This is a genomic window from Enterobacter sp. WP_7_1, from assembly GCF_003688535.1.
GTDB lineage: Bacteria > Pseudomonadota > Gammaproteobacteria > Enterobacterales > Enterobacteriaceae > Enterobacter > Enterobacter asburiae.
In genome coordinates this window covers 749,505-764,510 of the sequence record NZ_REFK01000002.1, presented here as the reverse complement: position 1 = coordinate 764,510, position 15,006 = coordinate 749,505, and the positions used below count along the sequence as shown (strand labels likewise).

14 protein-coding genes are annotated in these 15,006 nt (G+C 56.5%); 8 read left to right on the top strand and 6 right to left on the bottom strand.

Translation table 11 applies throughout. The annotated features are described in order from the left end of the window. The first annotated feature begins 51 nt into the window (after positions 1 to 51). From BJ885_RS12965 to BJ885_RS12955, 3 genes are read left to right on the top strand one after another with little or no spacing between them, the layout of a single operon-like run. Positions 52 to 756, top strand: a complete 705-nt coding sequence (locus BJ885_RS12965) for a hypothetical protein (protein WP_121932087.1) — start codon at positions 52 to 54, stop codon at positions 754 to 756. After that, positions 756 to 977, top strand: a complete 222-nt coding sequence (locus tag BJ885_RS12960; protein WP_121932086.1) for a hypothetical protein — start codon at positions 756 to 758, stop codon at positions 975 to 977. The genes BJ885_RS12965 and BJ885_RS12960 overlap by 1 nt, the downstream gene beginning before the upstream one ends. Next, entirely contained in the window at positions 978 to 1,457 is a 480-nt protein-coding gene (locus tag BJ885_RS12955) for a type VI secretion system tube protein Hcp (RefSeq protein WP_121932085.1), read from the top strand. A gap of 48 nt (positions 1,458 to 1,505) precedes the next feature. Here BJ885_RS12955 and BJ885_RS12950 read toward each other — a convergent pair whose 3' ends face one another. Then, a complete protein-coding gene (locus BJ885_RS12950; RefSeq protein ID WP_047647475.1) occupies positions 1,506 to 2,693 on the bottom strand; it encodes an MFS transporter in 1,188 nt (395 codons plus the stop codon). A 115-nt stretch (positions 2,694 to 2,808) separates the two neighbouring features. Between BJ885_RS12950 and BJ885_RS12945 the strand changes: the two genes are divergently transcribed. Further along, positions 2,809 to 3,765: an AraC family transcriptional regulator gene (locus tag BJ885_RS12945; protein ID WP_029740088.1), complete on the top strand. Its 957-nt coding sequence runs from the start codon at positions 2,809 to 2,811 to the stop codon at positions 3,763 to 3,765. A gap of 102 nt (positions 3,766 to 3,867) precedes the next feature. Then, on the top strand, positions 3,868 to 5,553 hold the full coding sequence (locus tag BJ885_RS12940; RefSeq protein WP_029740087.1) for an alpha,alpha-trehalase: 1,686 nt from the start codon (positions 3,868 to 3,870) through the stop codon (positions 5,551 to 5,553). Positions 5,554 to 5,615: 62 nt separating this feature from the next. Here the strand turns inward: BJ885_RS12940 and BJ885_RS12935 are convergent, their stop codons facing one another. Together BJ885_RS12935 and BJ885_RS12930 are read right to left on the bottom strand one after the other, a co-directional pair. Next, positions 5,616 to 7,718 carry a TonB-dependent siderophore receptor gene (locus BJ885_RS12935; protein WP_121932084.1) on the bottom strand — a complete coding sequence of 701 codons (2,103 nt, stop codon included), beginning with the start codon at positions 7,716 to 7,718 and terminating at the stop codon, positions 5,616 to 5,618. Positions 7,719 to 7,830: 112 nt separating this feature from the next. Then, on the bottom strand, positions 7,831 to 8,085 hold the full coding sequence (locus BJ885_RS12930; protein ID WP_008502662.1) for a GlsB/YeaQ/YmgE family stress response membrane protein: 255 nt from the start codon (positions 8,083 to 8,085) through the stop codon (positions 7,831 to 7,833). A gap of 208 nt (positions 8,086 to 8,293) precedes the next feature. On the opposite strand from BJ885_RS12930, the gene BJ885_RS12925 reads away from it, so the two are divergent. Beyond that, on the top strand, positions 8,294 to 9,025 hold the full coding sequence (locus BJ885_RS12925; RefSeq protein ID WP_023312174.1) for a flagellar brake protein: 732 nt from the start codon (positions 8,294 to 8,296) through the stop codon (positions 9,023 to 9,025). 37 nt (positions 9,026 to 9,062) lie between these two features. On the opposite strand, the gene emtA is transcribed toward BJ885_RS12925, so the two are convergent. Next, positions 9,063 to 9,674, bottom strand: coding sequence for a membrane-bound lytic murein transglycosylase EmtA (gene emtA, locus BJ885_RS12920; RefSeq protein ID WP_023312175.1), 612 nt, complete (start codon positions 9,672 to 9,674; stop codon positions 9,063 to 9,065). 107 nt (positions 9,675 to 9,781) lie between these two features. Here emtA and ldcA point away from each other — a divergent pair, with 107 nt between their 5' ends. Together ldcA and BJ885_RS12910 are read left to right on the top strand one after the other, a co-directional pair. Further along, positions 9,782 to 10,696 carry a muramoyltetrapeptide carboxypeptidase gene (gene ldcA / locus BJ885_RS12915; RefSeq protein WP_121932083.1) on the top strand — a complete coding sequence of 305 codons (915 nt, stop codon included), beginning with the start codon at positions 9,782 to 9,784 and terminating at the stop codon, positions 10,694 to 10,696. A 97-nt stretch (positions 10,697 to 10,793) separates the two neighbouring features. Further along, complete coding sequence (locus BJ885_RS12910) at positions 10,794 to 12,527, top strand: potassium/proton antiporter (RefSeq protein ID WP_059346908.1); 1,734 nt, start codon at positions 10,794 to 10,796, stop codon at positions 12,525 to 12,527. A 93-nt stretch (positions 12,528 to 12,620) separates the two neighbouring features. Here the strand turns inward: BJ885_RS12910 and dadX are convergent, their stop codons facing one another. Continuing rightward, on the bottom strand, positions 12,621 to 13,691 hold the full coding sequence (gene dadX / locus BJ885_RS12905) for a catabolic alanine racemase DadX (protein ID WP_121932082.1): 1,071 nt from the start codon (positions 13,689 to 13,691) through the stop codon (positions 12,621 to 12,623). A gap of 9 nt (positions 13,692 to 13,700) precedes the next feature. Continuing rightward, on the bottom strand, positions 13,701 to 14,999 hold the full coding sequence (locus BJ885_RS12900) for a D-amino acid dehydrogenase (protein WP_059346909.1): 1,299 nt from the start codon (positions 14,997 to 14,999) through the stop codon (positions 13,701 to 13,703). Positions 15,000 to 15,006 lie beyond the last annotated feature (7 nt).

Sequence of the window (15,006 nt, the reverse complement as noted above, 5' to 3'; positions counted from 1 at the left end):
TTAGACGATAACGTAGACCATGATACACCCTGCACACAACAAGGACATATTATGTATTACAGCAAGGAAATTATAGAAAGAATTGGATCCGATAAAGATCTCGCAGTAAGGCTCGATCGCGCCGTCACGGGGGTAAAGGACGGTGCCATAGAATATTTAAATAATCTTGGCGATGCGACCACGCGATTGCTTTATTATACCTCTTGCTTCACTGATAATTACCAGGATGTCTGTAAAAAATTGGGTTCGGAAGATTTGAGGTTTTTAGCAGGAGTCGCCGAGCTTGTTAAGCATAGAGATGTAATTTTTAGAATGATAAGGATTTATATTGAAACGATGCTTCAGAACAGATCCATTATTCAAAGAAAAATCATTCTCGAAAAATTAATACCACTTACAACAAACTATTCAGTAAAGCAAGTATCTAAGAGCGGTTTGATTTATGCCGTCACGTCATACATCTGTTATGGTAATAAAATGAACGCGGCCGTAAAAAGTGCATTTATGAGAAAGGTTGGTTTGAGCACAGGAGGTGTAATTACCGTATTAAACCTTTACGCTATAGTTCAGCATGCGGCAGACAGCGCAAATACACTTAAAAAATTTCAGCCGTTATTTTACCATGCGCTTTATGTTGAAAAGCTGGAAATGATGTATTTCCTTATTGAACCGGTGATAATGAAAGCCGGTTATCTTAACTTAAACACTGCATCTGATAGCGAAATTGCTGATGCGCTGAATAGAATGATGCGATAATGTGGCAATCGATAAAAGCATTTTTGAAACAATTTTTAAAAAGTTTCTTACAAGACATTCTGGATGATTTTTTTTGGTATGGCACTGGAATATTCTCCATCATTCTCGGTGCTGTCGTAGTGAGTTTTATAGAAAACGAAAAAATTGCACTACGAATCGTTGGAATTATTGTATTAGTTGTGTACTTCATTGCATTTCGTTACAAAATAAAGGATGAATAAATGTCTACACCAGCACATATATGGTTTACTGACGAAAATAATGCTCCCGTATTAGGCGAGTGTTTAATGCCTACAAGATTGGGCTCTACCGAACTCAAATCGTTTAATCACTCCGTCTGGATCCCCACCAGTTCCAACACGGGAAAACTGACAGGAACGCGCCTTCATGTTCCCATTACCTTTGAAAAAGAAATAGACCGCATCACACCCTATTTATTTCGTGCTGTATGTACAGGTAAAACTTTCAAAACGGCATTAATAAAAATGTATAAAATTGATGACGCCGGTATTGAGCGCGAATACTTCAATATCACTCTGGAAAACGTAAAGATAACGAGGATCTCGCCAGTATTGCACCCGCTCGGTATCGCAAGTGCGCATATGGAAGAAGTCGAACTTCGCTATGAATCGATTGAATGGAAATATTGCGATGGGAATATCATGTTTAAAGACACATGGAATGAAAGAGCAACAGCATAGAACAATGAACATCCTTTATGTCCCTCTCCCCAAGGAGAGGGAAAAGGCTCACTCCGCTTTTACTTTCACACCCATAAACACAATCACCATCGCCGTTACCAGCAGAAGCCCGCTGCCCGCGAATACGCCGCTGGCGCCGTTGAGATCAAATACCGCGCCGCCCCCGGCCGCACCGGCACTGATTGCCAGCTGAATTGAGGCCACCAGCAGCCCGCCTGCACTTTCGGCTTCATCCGGAACGGTAGTGGCAAGCCAGGTTGACCAGCCCACCGGAACCAGACCAAATGCAAAGCCCCACAGCGCGACCAGGAACCCGTCCAGCATCGCCAGATGACCAAACGCCACCATCGTGAGCGCGAGAACGCCCATCGCGAACGGCACCAGCGCCAGCGTCAGGCGCAGATTGCGCGCCAGCAGATGCCCGGCAACGGAGGTGCCGACAAAGTTGGCTAGCCCAAAGCCGAGCAGGATCAGCGAAATGGTCTCAACGCTCGCCTGACCTACCGTTTCCAGGAACGGGCGCAGGTAGGTAAAGAAGGCGAAATGGCCGCTGAAGATCAGGATGGTCGCCAGCATGCCGCCGATCATCCCCGGACGACGCAGCACGCGGAACAGCGTACTCAGGCTGCCGCTGCTCTCCGGCTTCATGGACGGCAGTACCCACAGCTGCCACAGCAGCGCCAGCATGCTAGGCAGGATGCAGAGAACGAAGACGTTGCGCCAGCCGATCAGGCTGCCCAGATAGCTGCCGAGCGGCGCCGCGACCACCGTGGCAATCGATACGCTGGAGAAGATCACCGCCAGCGCCTTCGGCACTTTATCCGCCGGAACCAGACGCATCGTGGTCGCCGTCGACATCGCCCAGAATCCCCCGATGGCGATACCCAGCAGCAGGCGCCCCATCAGCAGGACGTGCAGCGTCGGCGCAAAGGCTACCAGCAGGCTGGAGATAATTTGCAGCACCGAGAAAAACATCAGCACCCAGCGGCGGTCGATGCTTTTGGTGGCTGGCGTAATCAGCAGTCCGGTTACCAGCGCCACCAGCGCGGTGGCGGTGACGGCCTGTCCGGCCATTCCCTCACTCACGCCCAGGCTCGCGGCCATCGGTGTTAACAGACTGGCGGGCAGAAATTCTGCCGTAATCAACCCAAACACCCCCAGCCCCAGTGAATAGACGGCCCGCCAGGCGGGTTTTGCAGGCGCTACCGCCTCGCTCGCCGCGACACATGAATTCATCTGTTTTTCTCCCGTTATAAAAATGTGACAACTGTCGCAAAAGCATAGAAGGTTCACCCTGGACGATCTATGACATATAATCTCCACTTATTGATTATTCGTCCGGAGTTGCGCCATGACCGTACAGTCACCCGATCTGATCAGCGAACTTTTACGCGGCATGCGCCTGTCAGGGGTGAAATACCGGCGGATTGAAGCCAGCTCGCCGTTTGGCGTCGCGTTCCATCACGCCCCCGGCAAAGCGCAGTTTCATTTCGTAAGCCACGGCAGCGCCCTGCTGCGAATGGAGAGCGGCGCGGCCTTTCAGCTGAGCAGCGGAGACGCCCTCTTTATTCCAGGCGGCAATTCCCATGCCCTGCTCTCCGACGAGCGGGCCACTATTACCCCGGTCAGCGACTTTCCCAGCGAGCCTATCTGCAGCTCGGTCTGCGCCATCACCTGCGAGCCCTGCCCGGAAAGCGAGAACACCATCATCTTTAGCGGGTGCATGGATTTTGAGCTGGGCGGGATGCAGCCGCTGATCAAGGCGATGCCGGAAGTGATGATGGTCAGCCGGCTGATGTCCACCTGGCCGGAGATCCACCCGCTGCTGGCGGCGATGGAGCGGGAGTCCGTGGCGCGTCAGGCTGGGTACGCCGGGATCCTCGCGCGCCTGGCCGACGTGGTGGCGGCGTTAATCGTGCGCGGCTGGGTTGAAGGCGGCTGTGGTAAAGCCACCGGCTGGGTGCAGGTTCTGCGCGACCCGCGCCTGAGCCGGGCCATTTACGCTATGCACCAGCAGCCCGGCCTGAACTGGAGCGTGGCGGATCTGGCAAAAGAAGCGGGCACGTCCCGTTCCGTGTTCGCCGAACGGTTTCTGGCCGCGACGGGAACCACCCCGGCAAAATATCTCAGCGAACTGAGGATGCGCCTGGCCATCCAGTACATTCGCCATGAAAATCAGCCGATTGAAACCGTCGCTCTGCGGCTGGGGTACGGCTCTCTGGCGGCGTTTAGCCGGGCATTTAAGCGCATCATTGGACATGCGCCGGGCACGCTGCGGGAAGCCAGCCAGACGCCGGAAGAGGTCTGACTGGCAAGCAATATTTAACGCGAAGCGGGCAATATTCGTCTAAGGTTTTCAGGTGATTGACAACAGCGGTCACGCTGTTTAGTGAAGACAGGAGACGAACTGATGATAAGACCTCGTACACTACGCCCCGCGTTCTTACCCCTTGCGTTAGGAGGCGCGCTGCTCGGCGTCACGACTTTCGGTTATGCCGACGATAGCCCCGCAGCCCAGACAACCTCACCCGATATTTTGCTGGGCCCGCTGTTTAATGATGTGCAAAGCGCCAAACTGTTTCCCGATCAGAAAACCTTTGCTGATGCCGTCCCCAAAAGCGACCCGCTGATGATTCTGGCGGATTACCGGATGCAGCACACGCAGTCCAGCTTTGACTTACGCCACTTTGTCGAGATGAACTTTACGCTCCCTGCGGAAGGGGAAAAATATGTTCCGCCTGCTGGACAAAGTTTACGTGAGCACATCGACGATCTCTGGCCCGTGCTGACGCGCACCACGGATAAAGCCAGCAACAAATGGGATTCCCTGCTGCCGTTACCCAAACCTTACGTTGTGCCCGGCGGACGTTTCCGCGAGGTCTACTACTGGGACAGCTATTTCACCATGCTGGGCCTGGCAGAGAGCGATCACTGGGACAAAATCAGCGACATGGTGGATAACTTTGCGTATGAGATTGACACCTTCGGCCACATTCCCAACGGCAACCGCAGCTATTACCTGAGCCGCTCCCAGCCGCCGTTTTTCTCAATGATGGTTGAACTGCTGGCAACCCACGACAGCGATGCGCTGAAGAAGTACCGCCCGCAGATGGAGAAAGAGTATGCCTACTGGATGGACGGCGTCGACGCCCTTCAGCCGGGGCAGGCTAACAAACGCGTGGTGAAGCTGGATGACGGCGCTATCCTCAACCGCTACTGGGACGACCGCGATACCCCGCGCCCGGAGTCCTGGCTTGACGACGTGAATACCGCCAAAAGTAACCCTAACCGGCCTGCGACCGAGATCTACCGTGATTTGCGTTCCGCTGCGGCCTCGGGCTGGGACTTTAGCTCCCGCTGGATGGACGATCCGCAAAAGCTCGGCACCATCCGGACCACCAGCATTGTCCCCGTGGACCTGAACGCCCTGATGTTCAAGATGGAAAAACTGCTGGCGCGGGCAAGCCAGGAGAGTGGCGACGCCGCCGGCGCAAGCAAATACGAGGCGCTGGCGACGGCGCGTCAGAAAGCCATCGAGAGCCACCTGTGGAATGATAAAGAGGGCTGGTACGCGGATTACGATCTGAAAAGCAAGAAGGTACGCAATCAGCTCACGGCGGCAGCCCTGTTCCCCCTTTACGTGAAGGCGGCGGCGCAGGATCGGGCCGATAAAGTCGCCGCGGCAACTTCATCGCGCCTGTTGAAACCGGGTGGTATTGCGACCACCACCGTCAATAGCGGACAGCAGTGGGATGCGCCAAACGGCTGGGCCCCGCTGCAATGGGTGGCCGCGGAAGGGCTGCAGAATTACGGGCAGGAGAAGGTCTCGATGGACGTGACCTGGCGCTTCCTGAAGAACGTGCAGCATACTTACGACCGCGAAAAGAAACTGGTCGAGAAATATGACGTGTCGACAACCGGTACGGGCGGCGGCGGCGGCGAGTATCCGCTGCAGGACGGCTTCGGCTGGAGCAACGGCGTGACGCTGAAAATGCTGGATCGGGTCTGCCCGAAAGCAAAACCGTGCGACAGCGTGCCGGAGAATCAGCCTGCGGCGAATGAGGAGGCTGCGCCAGTGAAAGCTGCGGCGCAGTAAGGGTATTGCCGGGTGGCGGCTACGCCTTACCCGGCCTACATTTTGAACTCACAGGGAGTTACTTAGAAACTATAACTCGCCCCTAGCTGATACGTCCTGTCACGCCCAATCCAGCAGTTGGTCGCGTCGTAGCAGGTCAGCGTCTCTTTATTGGTGATGTTCTGCGCGCTGGCTTTGAGCGTTAGCCCTGCCAGCGAGGGCAGGATTTCGCCCATCCGGTACGAGGCCGCCAGATCGTACTGCGTGGTACCGCCCAGTTTACCCGCATCGTTTGCCGGAGAGATTTCCATCGGCCCGGTGTAGCGTGCGCCCGCTCCCAGCATCAGTCCTTTCAGCGGCGTGTTATCAAAGGTGTAATCCCCCCAGAGGTTGAAGGCATTCTCCGGGACCTGCGTTGGGCGTTTACCTTTGTACTTGTCATCTTCCCGGTTGATCGCGTGGGTGTATGCATAGTTGGCAATCAGCGTCAGGTTGTCCGTCGGACGGCTGATGGCGGAGAGCTCTGCCCCTTTGGATTCCACTTCCCCGGTCTGACGATAGTTCAGGAAGCCCGGATCGGAGGTGACGACATTTTTCTGACGGATGTTAAACACCGAAGCGGTAAAGGTGGTGGCGTAGTCGGCCAGCAGATATTTCACCCCGCCTTCCACCTGCTTGCTGGTGGTCGGCTTGACGTCTTTCGCCACGAGCGTGCCCTGCGGTGACACCGGCGCAAAACCTTCTGAATAGCTGATAAACGGCGAAATCCCGTTATCGAAGGCGTAAAGCGCGCCCAGGCGTTTGGTGACGCGGTCCTGCGATACCCAGGCTTTATCACCGTTTTGCAGGTAGTTGGTGGTGACGGAGCGGTAATCGTCGTAGCGCAGGCTGCCCAGCAGGTTGAGGCCGCCAAACTCAACCTGATCCTGTAAGTAATAGCCGTTCTGCTGATAGCTGAGACGGTTTTTCTGGGCGGTATAGAGCCCCAGCGCGCTTTCCTGGATCTGCGAATAGTCAGGATGCCGCATATCGATACCCGGCGTGGCCGACGCGTAGCGATAGTGGAAATGGGAGTTCAGCTTCTGATAGTCAAACCCGGCCAGCAGATGGTGTTTCCACTCGCCCAGCGCAACGGTTTTAGTCACCTGGTTGTCGATGTTAAAGCTCTTAAGGTCTTCATCGGTGGTGTAGGCAAAGCGGTTGAGCTGATACACCTCGCTTCCCGTCCCTGTCGCGTAGACGCTGCGCTGGTGGGTATCGACGTCGAAATAGCGGGCCTTCTGGTTAAAGCCCCAGCCGCTGTCAAATTCATGTTCAAAGCTGTAGCCCAGCATCCACTGACGCTGCTTAAACCCGCTCCACTCGTCTCCGGCGTAATCGCGCTTGCCCGCATATTTCGAGCGCAGGTAGGCGAGCGGAAGCGGGTTAGACGGCGTCAGGCTCGGGGTGTTTTGCGCCAGCGCGTCCAGGGTAAGGCGGGTTTTGCTGTCCGGCTGCCAGGTGACGGACGGCGCAACCAGGTAGTTTTCATACCGGGTGGTGTGCGGCTGATCGTCGTTTTCCGTGGCTTTGCCCAGCAGACGGTAGTTCCAGTCGCTGTCGGCAATCTGCCCGGTTGAATCGAGATAGCCCTCTTTCAGATTACGGTTTCCGGTGTTAACGCCGATTTCGGTTCGGGCTTCCCGCTGCGGTTTTTTACTTTGAATATTCACCAGCCCGCCCGGCGAACCGCCGCCGTAAAGGACCGATGAGGGGCCTTTCAGGATATCAACGCTGTCAATCAGCAGCGGATCGATGCGCGCTTTGGTATTGCCGGTGACGTTATAGGGCAGCTGCAGCCCGTTGTAGAACTCCTGGTCGACGGTAAAGCCACGAATTTTATATTCGCTCATGTAGGAGGTATTGCCCCGCACCTCGGTTGAGACGCCCGGGGCATAGCGCAGGATTTCATTCACCGAATTCGCGTGACGCTTTTCAATTTCCGGCGCAGAGAGGGTCGTGATGACCTGCGGCGTTTTACTTTCGGCAACGGCCGATTTCGTGGCGCTGTTCGTCCAGGCCGGCAGCGCGCTGCCCTGCTCTGAACCTGTGACGACGATGGTGGATTCTTCGGCGAGCGCCGGGACCTGCAATGCCAGCGTGACGGCCCCTGCCAGGGCGCAAAGCGTAAAACGTGAGGTATTCATAATGTCGTCTTGTTGTTAGATGCAATACGGAACGACAATTATTATCATTTAGATTAACAAATCAATACTCAGGCAAAAAAACGGCCCTCCGCAGAGAGCCGTTCACGTCAATTTATGCTCGTCGCAGTAACCTGAATATGCCCAGCACCACAATGGCACCCACGACAGCGACCAGAAAACTGTGCAGGTCGAAACCACTTATGTTGCCTCCAAAGCCAAACATCGTCGCCAGCCAGCCGCCCACAACCGCACCAACGACCCCGAGTACACAGGTCAAAATAAAGCCGCCGCCATCGTTTCCCGGCATGATCAGTTTAGCGATAGCGCCAGCAATAAGACCAAAGATAATCCAGGCGATGATACCCATAGCGATGCCCTCTTGCAGGTTTAACGCGTGCGCAGAAAACCTTCTGCACAGCTAACGTAAGTATAGGTCATCACCGGAAAACCATTTTCATCTCACCGACTTATCTTTGCTTAAACAGGCAAAAAAAACTCACCGGTTTGTATTAAGTTTCATTGCAGCTTGCCGATAACGCTAAGACAGTCTGTCATCTATCAAGGAGCCATCCGGCGTGAGTCATTACAGTGAGCAGTTCCTCAAGCAAAATCCGCTGGCTGTATTAGGGGTGTTACGCGACCTGCAAAAAGGTGAAGTGCCGCTGCGCATCAGCTGGTCGAATAATCAGTTCATCAGCAAGATCCTTGACGCCTCGCAGGATCGGCTGGTGATTGATTTAGGCAGTCAGGAGTATGAAAACCGCGCGGCGCTTAAAGCGGAGAATATCGCGGTGATGGCCGAAACGCAGGGCGCCAAAGTAGAGTTTGTCCTGTCGCGGCTGGAACTGAGCGAATATCAGGGACTGCCGGCTTTTGTTACCCCGCTTCCGACCAATCTCTGGTTTGTTCAGCGTCGTGAATATTTCCGCATCAGCGCCCCGCTCCACCCCGCCTATTTTTGTAAGGCCAAAATGCCGGACAAAAAAGAGATCCGCTTCCGCCTCTTCGATTTGTCGCTGGGCGGCATGGGCGCGCTGATGGATACGCCGAAACCTGACGGGCTGGTAGAGGGCATGCGGTTTACGCAAATTGAACTGGATATGGGGGGCTGGGGTCGTTTTTATTTCGATGCACAGCTGATTGCCATCAGCGACCGCACCGTCGTGGACAGCAAAAATGAAACCATCACCACGCCGCGTCTGAGCTTCCGTTTCCTGAACGTCGGGCCCGGCGCAGAGCGTGAGCTTCAGCGTATTATCTACTCCCTGGAGCGGGAGGCGCGGGAACGCGCAAATAAAGTCCTGTGAAGAAATCGGGCAGCGTGACCGCCGCCCGTCTGCGGCATTACATGGCATCCATCGCTTTCTGTACTTTCCAGATATAACGAGGCGCCTGTGGTGCCGGGTGATTTTTCGCCACATGTTCAAAGAATTCGTCTTTGTCCATGTCGTTAATCTCTTCTATCGCCTCTTTGCGGTCAGAGGAGAAGGTTCTGAGCAACGCGCCGGCACCGTTAACGTAAGACACCACCAGCGCGTACTGCATCACCTCTGGATCCTTAATCCCCTTCAGCACGCCATGCTCCATAATGCTCAGATAGGCCGTGCCCATTGAAATGTTGCGTTCCGGGTTTTTCAGCTCGCTGGTCGACGGCTGGCCGCTCCAGCCCATGTAGCGATAAACCTCTCTCCCCGCCGTTGACGCTTTAAGCTGCATCAGCCCCACCGCGTTGGATTTGCTGACAAGCGTGGGATTACCGCCGGACTCCACCGCAATGATCGCCGTTATGAGACGCGGGCTGACGCCCCAGGCCTTCCCGGCTTGTTCACTGATCGGCATCCACTGCATGGCCCGTTTCACCGGCACTTCCGGATTCCAGGGCGGGTTTTGATAATCATGTTTTGAACTACAGCCAGCGAGCAACACAATCAAAAAAGCAAACCATCTCAATTTCACGTCATCTATCCTTATAGCCGGTCATCGCGGTGCGCCGCCTCTTGAAGCAGGCGGCGTATAAGCGGCATGATATAGACAATTAGTTTCTCATTCAGCAAGGAATTGCCATGTCTCAGTTTCATCTTATCGCGCCGTCGGGCTACTGCATTAACCAGGACGCGGCGCAGCGGGGCGTTCAGCGTTTGCTGGAATCTGGCCATCAGGTAGAAAATCAGACGATTATCCCCCGCCGCCAGCAGCGTTTTGCCGGTACCGAAGTGCAGAGGCTGAATGATATCAATAGCCTGGTGAACCTGACGGGCGAAAACCAGATTGTGCTTGCAGTACGCGGCGGATATGGTGCGAGCCGGCTGCTGGAGAGCATTGACTGGCAGGGGCTGGCGCTACGCCAGCAGCAGGATCCGCTGCTGATCTGCGGCCACAGCGATTTCACCGTCATCCAGCTCGGGCTGCTGGCCCAGCATAACGTCATCACCTTCAGCGGTCCGATGCTGGCCGGTAACTTTGGCGCAGCGGAGCTGGATGCGTTTACCGTGGAACATTTCTGGCGCGCGCTGCGCAATTCCATCTACAGCGTGGAGTGGCAAGGCAATGGACCGCACTGGGAATGTGAAGGTCAGCTCTGGGGCGGCAATCTGGCGATGCTGGTCTCGCTCATCGGCACGCCGTGGATGCCGCAAATCGAGGACGGCATTCTGGTGCTGGAAGATATCAACGAACATCCGTTCCGCGTCGAACGCATGCTATTGCAGCTTTATCATGCCGGTATTCTTGAACGCCAGTCCGCGGTTGTGCTGGGCAGCTTCAGCGGCTCTGCCCCGAATGACTATGACGCGGGCTACTCTCTTGAGACCATGGTCGACTTCGTTCGCTCGCGGCTGGATATTCCGGTCATCACCGGTCTTGATTTCGGCCATGAGCAGCAAACCGTGACCCTGGCGCTGGGGGCGCATGCCTCCCTTATCCACAACGATTCCGGCAGTCGGCTGACCATCAGCGGTCATCCTGTCATAAAGGCATAAAAAAGCCGTTATACCCCCTTAATAAAACGCTGTTGCCGTTGTTAATATGTTAGGGTTTTAGTAACAGCGTTAACATTGAGGTGGGAGTAAGAGAACATTGGATGCCGCAGCGATAATCAGCCTTTTCATTTTGGGTTCCGTCCTTGTAACCAGCAGTATTTTATTAAGTTCATTTTCATCGCGTCTCGGCATACCTATTCTTGTCATTTTCCTCGCCATCGGCATGCTCGCCGGCATTGATGGCATTGGCGGTATCCCATTCGATAACTACCCCTTCGCCTACATGGTGAGTAACCTCGCGCTGGCGGTGATCCTGCTGGACGGCGGGATGCGCACCCAGGCAAGCTCCTTCCGCGTGGCCTTAGGGCCTGCGCTGTCGCTCGCCACGGTCGGCGTGTTGATTACCTCTGGCCTCACCGGGATGATGGCCGCGTGGCTTTTCCATCTCAATATCATGGAAGGTTTGCTGATTGGCGCCATCGTGGGCTCAACCGATGCGGCAGCGGTGTTTTCCCTGCTCGGCGGAAAAGGGCTTAACGAACGCGTTGGCTCCACGCTTGAGATTGAATCCGGCAGTAACGATCCGATGGCGGTATTTCTCACCATTACGCTTATCGAGATGATTCAGCAGCATGAAAGCGGGCTGAGCTGGATGTTTGCGTTACATATCCTGCAGCAGTTCGGTCTGGGGATTGTCATCGGACTGGCGGGGGGCTATCTGCTACAGCAGACGATCAACCGTATATCGCTTCCTCTGGGGCTTTACCCTCTGCTGGCGCTGAGCGGCGGCATTCTCATTTTTGCCGTCACCACCGCAGTGGACGGCAGCGGCATCCTCGCCGTCTACCTCTGCGGGTTCCTGATGGGCAACCGCCCTATTCGCAACCGGCATGCCATTTTGCAGAACTTTGACGGTCTGGCCTGGCTGGCGCAGATCGGCATGTTCCTGGTGCTCGGCCTTCTGGTTACGCCATCGGACCTGCTGCCGATCGCCGTTCCGGCGCTGCTGCTGTCCGCGTGGATGATCTTCTTCGCCCGTCCGCTGTCGGTATTTGCAGGCCTGCTGCCGTTTCGCGGCTTCAACCTGCGCGAGCGGGTCTTTATCAGCTGGGTGGGCCTGCGCGGCGCGGTGCCGATTATCCTTGCGGTGTTCCCGATGATGGCCGGTCTGGATAACGCGCGGCTGTTCTTTAACGTGGCGTTCTTCGTGGTGCTGATTTCCCTGCTGTTCCAGGGAACCTCGCTCGGGTGGGCGGCGAAAAAAGCCAAAGTGGTAGTCCCGCCCGTGGGCTGGCCGGTCTCCCGCGTGGGGCTCGATATTCATCCGGAGAACCCATGGGAACAGTTTGTCTATCAGCTGAGCGCCGACAAATGGTGCGTAGGAGCCTCGCTGCGCGATTTGCACATGCCGACAGAAACGCGCATTGCCGCACTGTTCCGCGATAATGTCCTGCTGCACCCTACCGGCAGCACCCGCCTGCGCGAGGGGGATATTCTTTGCGTGATTGGCCGCGAGCGCGACCTGCCCGCGCTGGGCAAGCTGTTCAGCCAGTCGCCTCCGGTGGCGCTGGATCAGCGTTTCTTCGGCGATTTTATTCTGGAAGCCAGCGCCAAGTTTGCGGATGTGGCGCTGATTTACGGTCTGGATGAAGGGGCTGAAGACGGTGAAAACCCGCAAACGCTGGGTGAAATCATCCAGCAGCGGCTTGGCGCAGCCCCGGTCGTGGGCGATCAGGTTGAGTTTGCCGGGATGATCTGGACCGTTGCCGAAAAAGAAGATAACGCGGTGCGGAAAGTCGGTTTAAGGCCGATGGAAGAGGAAGCGGAGTAGTTTTTTTTGCCGGGTGGCGGTTTCGCCTTACCCGGCCTACAAAACCCTCGAACGTAGGCCGGGTAAGCGTTAGCGCCACCCGGCGAACATAGGTTACACCGTCACAACCGGCACTCTTGGTGCCAGCGCGCACATCAATTCATACCCCACCGTGCCCGCCGCGGCAGCCACGTCATCAATTTTGATTTCGTTACCCCACAGCTCGACCGGTGAACCAATGCCCGCCTGCGGGCATGGCGTCAGGTCAACGGCCAGCATATCCATAGATACGGTGCCCACCGTTCCCGTGCGGACCCCATCGACCCAGACCGGCGTGCCGGTCGGCGCGATGCGCGGGTAGCCGTCGGCATAGCCGCCCGCCACGATGCCAATCCGCTGCTCGCCCTGTGCCCGGTAGCGGCTGCCGTAGCCCACCGTGTCCCCGGCCTTCAGCGTCTGCACGCCAATGATTTCACTGCGCAGGGTCATGACCGGCTTAAGGCCGCTGTTGGCGATATCCTGCCACTGGCCTGAGGGAGACGCGCCGTACAGAACGATCCCCGGACGCACCCAGTTATAGTGCGCCTCGGGATGCCACAGCGTGGCCGCCGAGTTCGACAGCGAGCGCGGGCAATCCAGCCCTTCAGCCGCCTGCTCAATGCGGACCATGGCATCGGCAATACCGTCGGGTTTTTCCGCGTCGGCAAAATGCGCCATCAGCGTCATTTCGCCCACGTTCTTCATCGCGCGCAGCTGCTGCCAGACCGTATGCACCCGCTCAGGCTGAAAGCCCAGGCGGTTCATGCCGCTGTTCACCTTGAGGTAGATATCCAGCGGAGCATGGAGCTTCGCATCCTGGATCGCCTTAATCTGCCAGTTGCTGTGAACGCTGGTGGTCAGACGGTACTTGTCCAGCAGCGGCAGATCGTCCGCGTGGAAGAACCCTTCCAGCAGTAGAATCGGCCCTTTCCAGCCGCGCTCGCGCAGCAGAATGGCCTCTTCAAGATTCAGTAGCGCAAAACCGTCGGTCGCGCTAAGCGCGCTCCAGATACGGTCGATACCGTGGCCGTAGGCATTCGCTTTCACCACCGACCAGACGCGCGAACCCGGTGCCGCCCGACGAACAATTTGCAGATTATCCTTCAGGGCCTGCAGGTTCAGCTGGGCCAGAACAGGACGGGACATGACAACTCCTTAGCTATGCGCGCCGTGCAGGTGCTGTGGACGCGAAGGCGTAAACCCCGATTGATAGCGCGCGGCACTTAAATCATCAAACGGAATTGCCGGCGTGCGCCCGGAAATCAGGTCGCTCAGCAGCTGGCCCGATCCGCAGGCCATCGTCCAGCCGAGCGTGCCGTGTCCGGTATTGGTCCACAGGTTTTTGTACGGCGTGCGGCCTACGATCGGCGTGCCGTCCGGGGTCATCGGACGCAGGCCGGTCCAGAACGTCGCCTGCTCAACAAAACCTCCGCGCGGGAAGAGATCGCCCACGACCATCTCCAGCGTTTCACGACGCGGCTGCAGCAGTTGGGTGTTGAAGCCCACGATCTCCGCCATGCCGCCCACGCGAATGCGGTTGTCGAAGCGGGTAATAGCGATTTTGTAGGTTTCATCCAGAATGGTCGAGACCGGCGCGCCGCTCTCTTCTTTCACCGGAATGGTCAGCGAGTAGCCCTTCAGCGGATAAACCGGAATGTCGAGAATGCCTTTCAGCATGGCGGTGGAGTACGAACCAAACGCCATCACGTAGGCATCGGCTTTGATCACCTCGTCGCCGCACTTCACGCCGTAAATTTTTTCGCCTTCCGACAGCAGCTTGTCGACGGAGGTGTTAAAGCGGAACTTCACTCCCGCCTGCTCGCACATTTGCGCCAGACGTTGCGTAAAGAGCTGGCAGTCGCCGGTTTCGTCATTCGGCAGGCGCAGGCCGCCCGTCAGCTTATGCGCAACTTCCGCCAGCGCCGGTTCAACCTGACCAAGCTGGCTGGCTTCCAGCAGCTGGTACGGCACGCCGGCATCTTCCAGCACGGCGATATCGCGGGTGGCATTTTCGTACTGTTGCTCGGTGCGGAACAGCTGTAGCGTGCCACCCTGGCGGCCTTCGTACTCAATCCCCGTCGACGCGCGCAGCGCTTTCAGACAGTCGCGGCTGTATTCCGCCAGGCGCACCATGCGCCCTTTGTTCTCCATGTAGTGGCGGGTGTCGCAGTTGCGCAGCATCTGCCACATCCACTTCAGCTGGAACTGCGTGCCGTCAAGGCTGATGGCCAGCGGCGCATGGCGCTGGAACATCCATTTAATCGCTTTCAGCGGAACGCCCGGCGCAGCCCACGGCGCCGCATACCCCGGAGAGATTTGCCCGGCGTTCGCCGCGCTGGTTTCAAGCGCGGGACCGGATTCACGATCGATAACGGTTACGTCATGTCCCGCCTGACTTAAATACCAGGCGCTGGTTACCCCAACGACACCACTTCCCAGTATGACAACACGCATAGCCACT

Excerpts from the sequence above, each read along its gene's own strand:
- BJ885_RS12965 (WP_121932087.1), top strand. The coding sequence starts at position 52 with ATGTATTACAGCAAGGAAATTATAGAAAGAATTGGATCCGATAAAGAT.
- BJ885_RS12955 (WP_121932085.1), top strand. The coding sequence starts at position 978 with ATGTCTACACCAGCACATATATGGTTTACTGACGAAAATAATGCTCCC.
- BJ885_RS12940 (WP_029740087.1), top strand. The coding sequence starts at position 3,868 with ATGATAAGACCTCGTACACTACGCCCCGCGTTCTTACCCCTTGCGTTA.
- BJ885_RS12900 (WP_059346909.1), bottom strand. The coding sequence starts at position 14,999 with ATGCGTGTTGTCATACTGGGAAGTGGTGTCGTTGGGGTAACCAGCGCC.
- BJ885_RS12935 (WP_121932084.1), bottom strand. The coding sequence starts at position 7,718 with ATGAATACCTCACGTTTTACGCTTTGCGCCCTGGCAGGGGCCGTCACG.
- BJ885_RS12945 (WP_029740088.1), top strand. The coding sequence starts at position 2,809 with ATGACCGTACAGTCACCCGATCTGATCAGCGAACTTTTACGCGGCATG.
- ldcA (WP_121932083.1), top strand. The coding sequence starts at position 9,782 with ATGTCTCAGTTTCATCTTATCGCGCCGTCGGGCTACTGCATTAACCAG.
- BJ885_RS12960 (WP_121932086.1), top strand. The coding sequence starts at position 756 with ATGTGGCAATCGATAAAAGCATTTTTGAAACAATTTTTAAAAAGTTTC.
- dadX (WP_121932082.1), bottom strand. The coding sequence starts at position 13,691 with ATGTCCCGTCCTGTTCTGGCCCAGCTGAACCTGCAGGCCCTGAAGGAT.
- BJ885_RS12950 (WP_047647475.1), bottom strand. The coding sequence starts at position 2,693 with ATGAATTCATGTGTCGCGGCGAGCGAGGCGGTAGCGCCTGCAAAACCC.
- BJ885_RS12930 (WP_008502662.1), bottom strand. The coding sequence starts at position 8,085 with ATGGGTATCATCGCCTGGATTATCTTTGGTCTTATTGCTGGCGCTATC.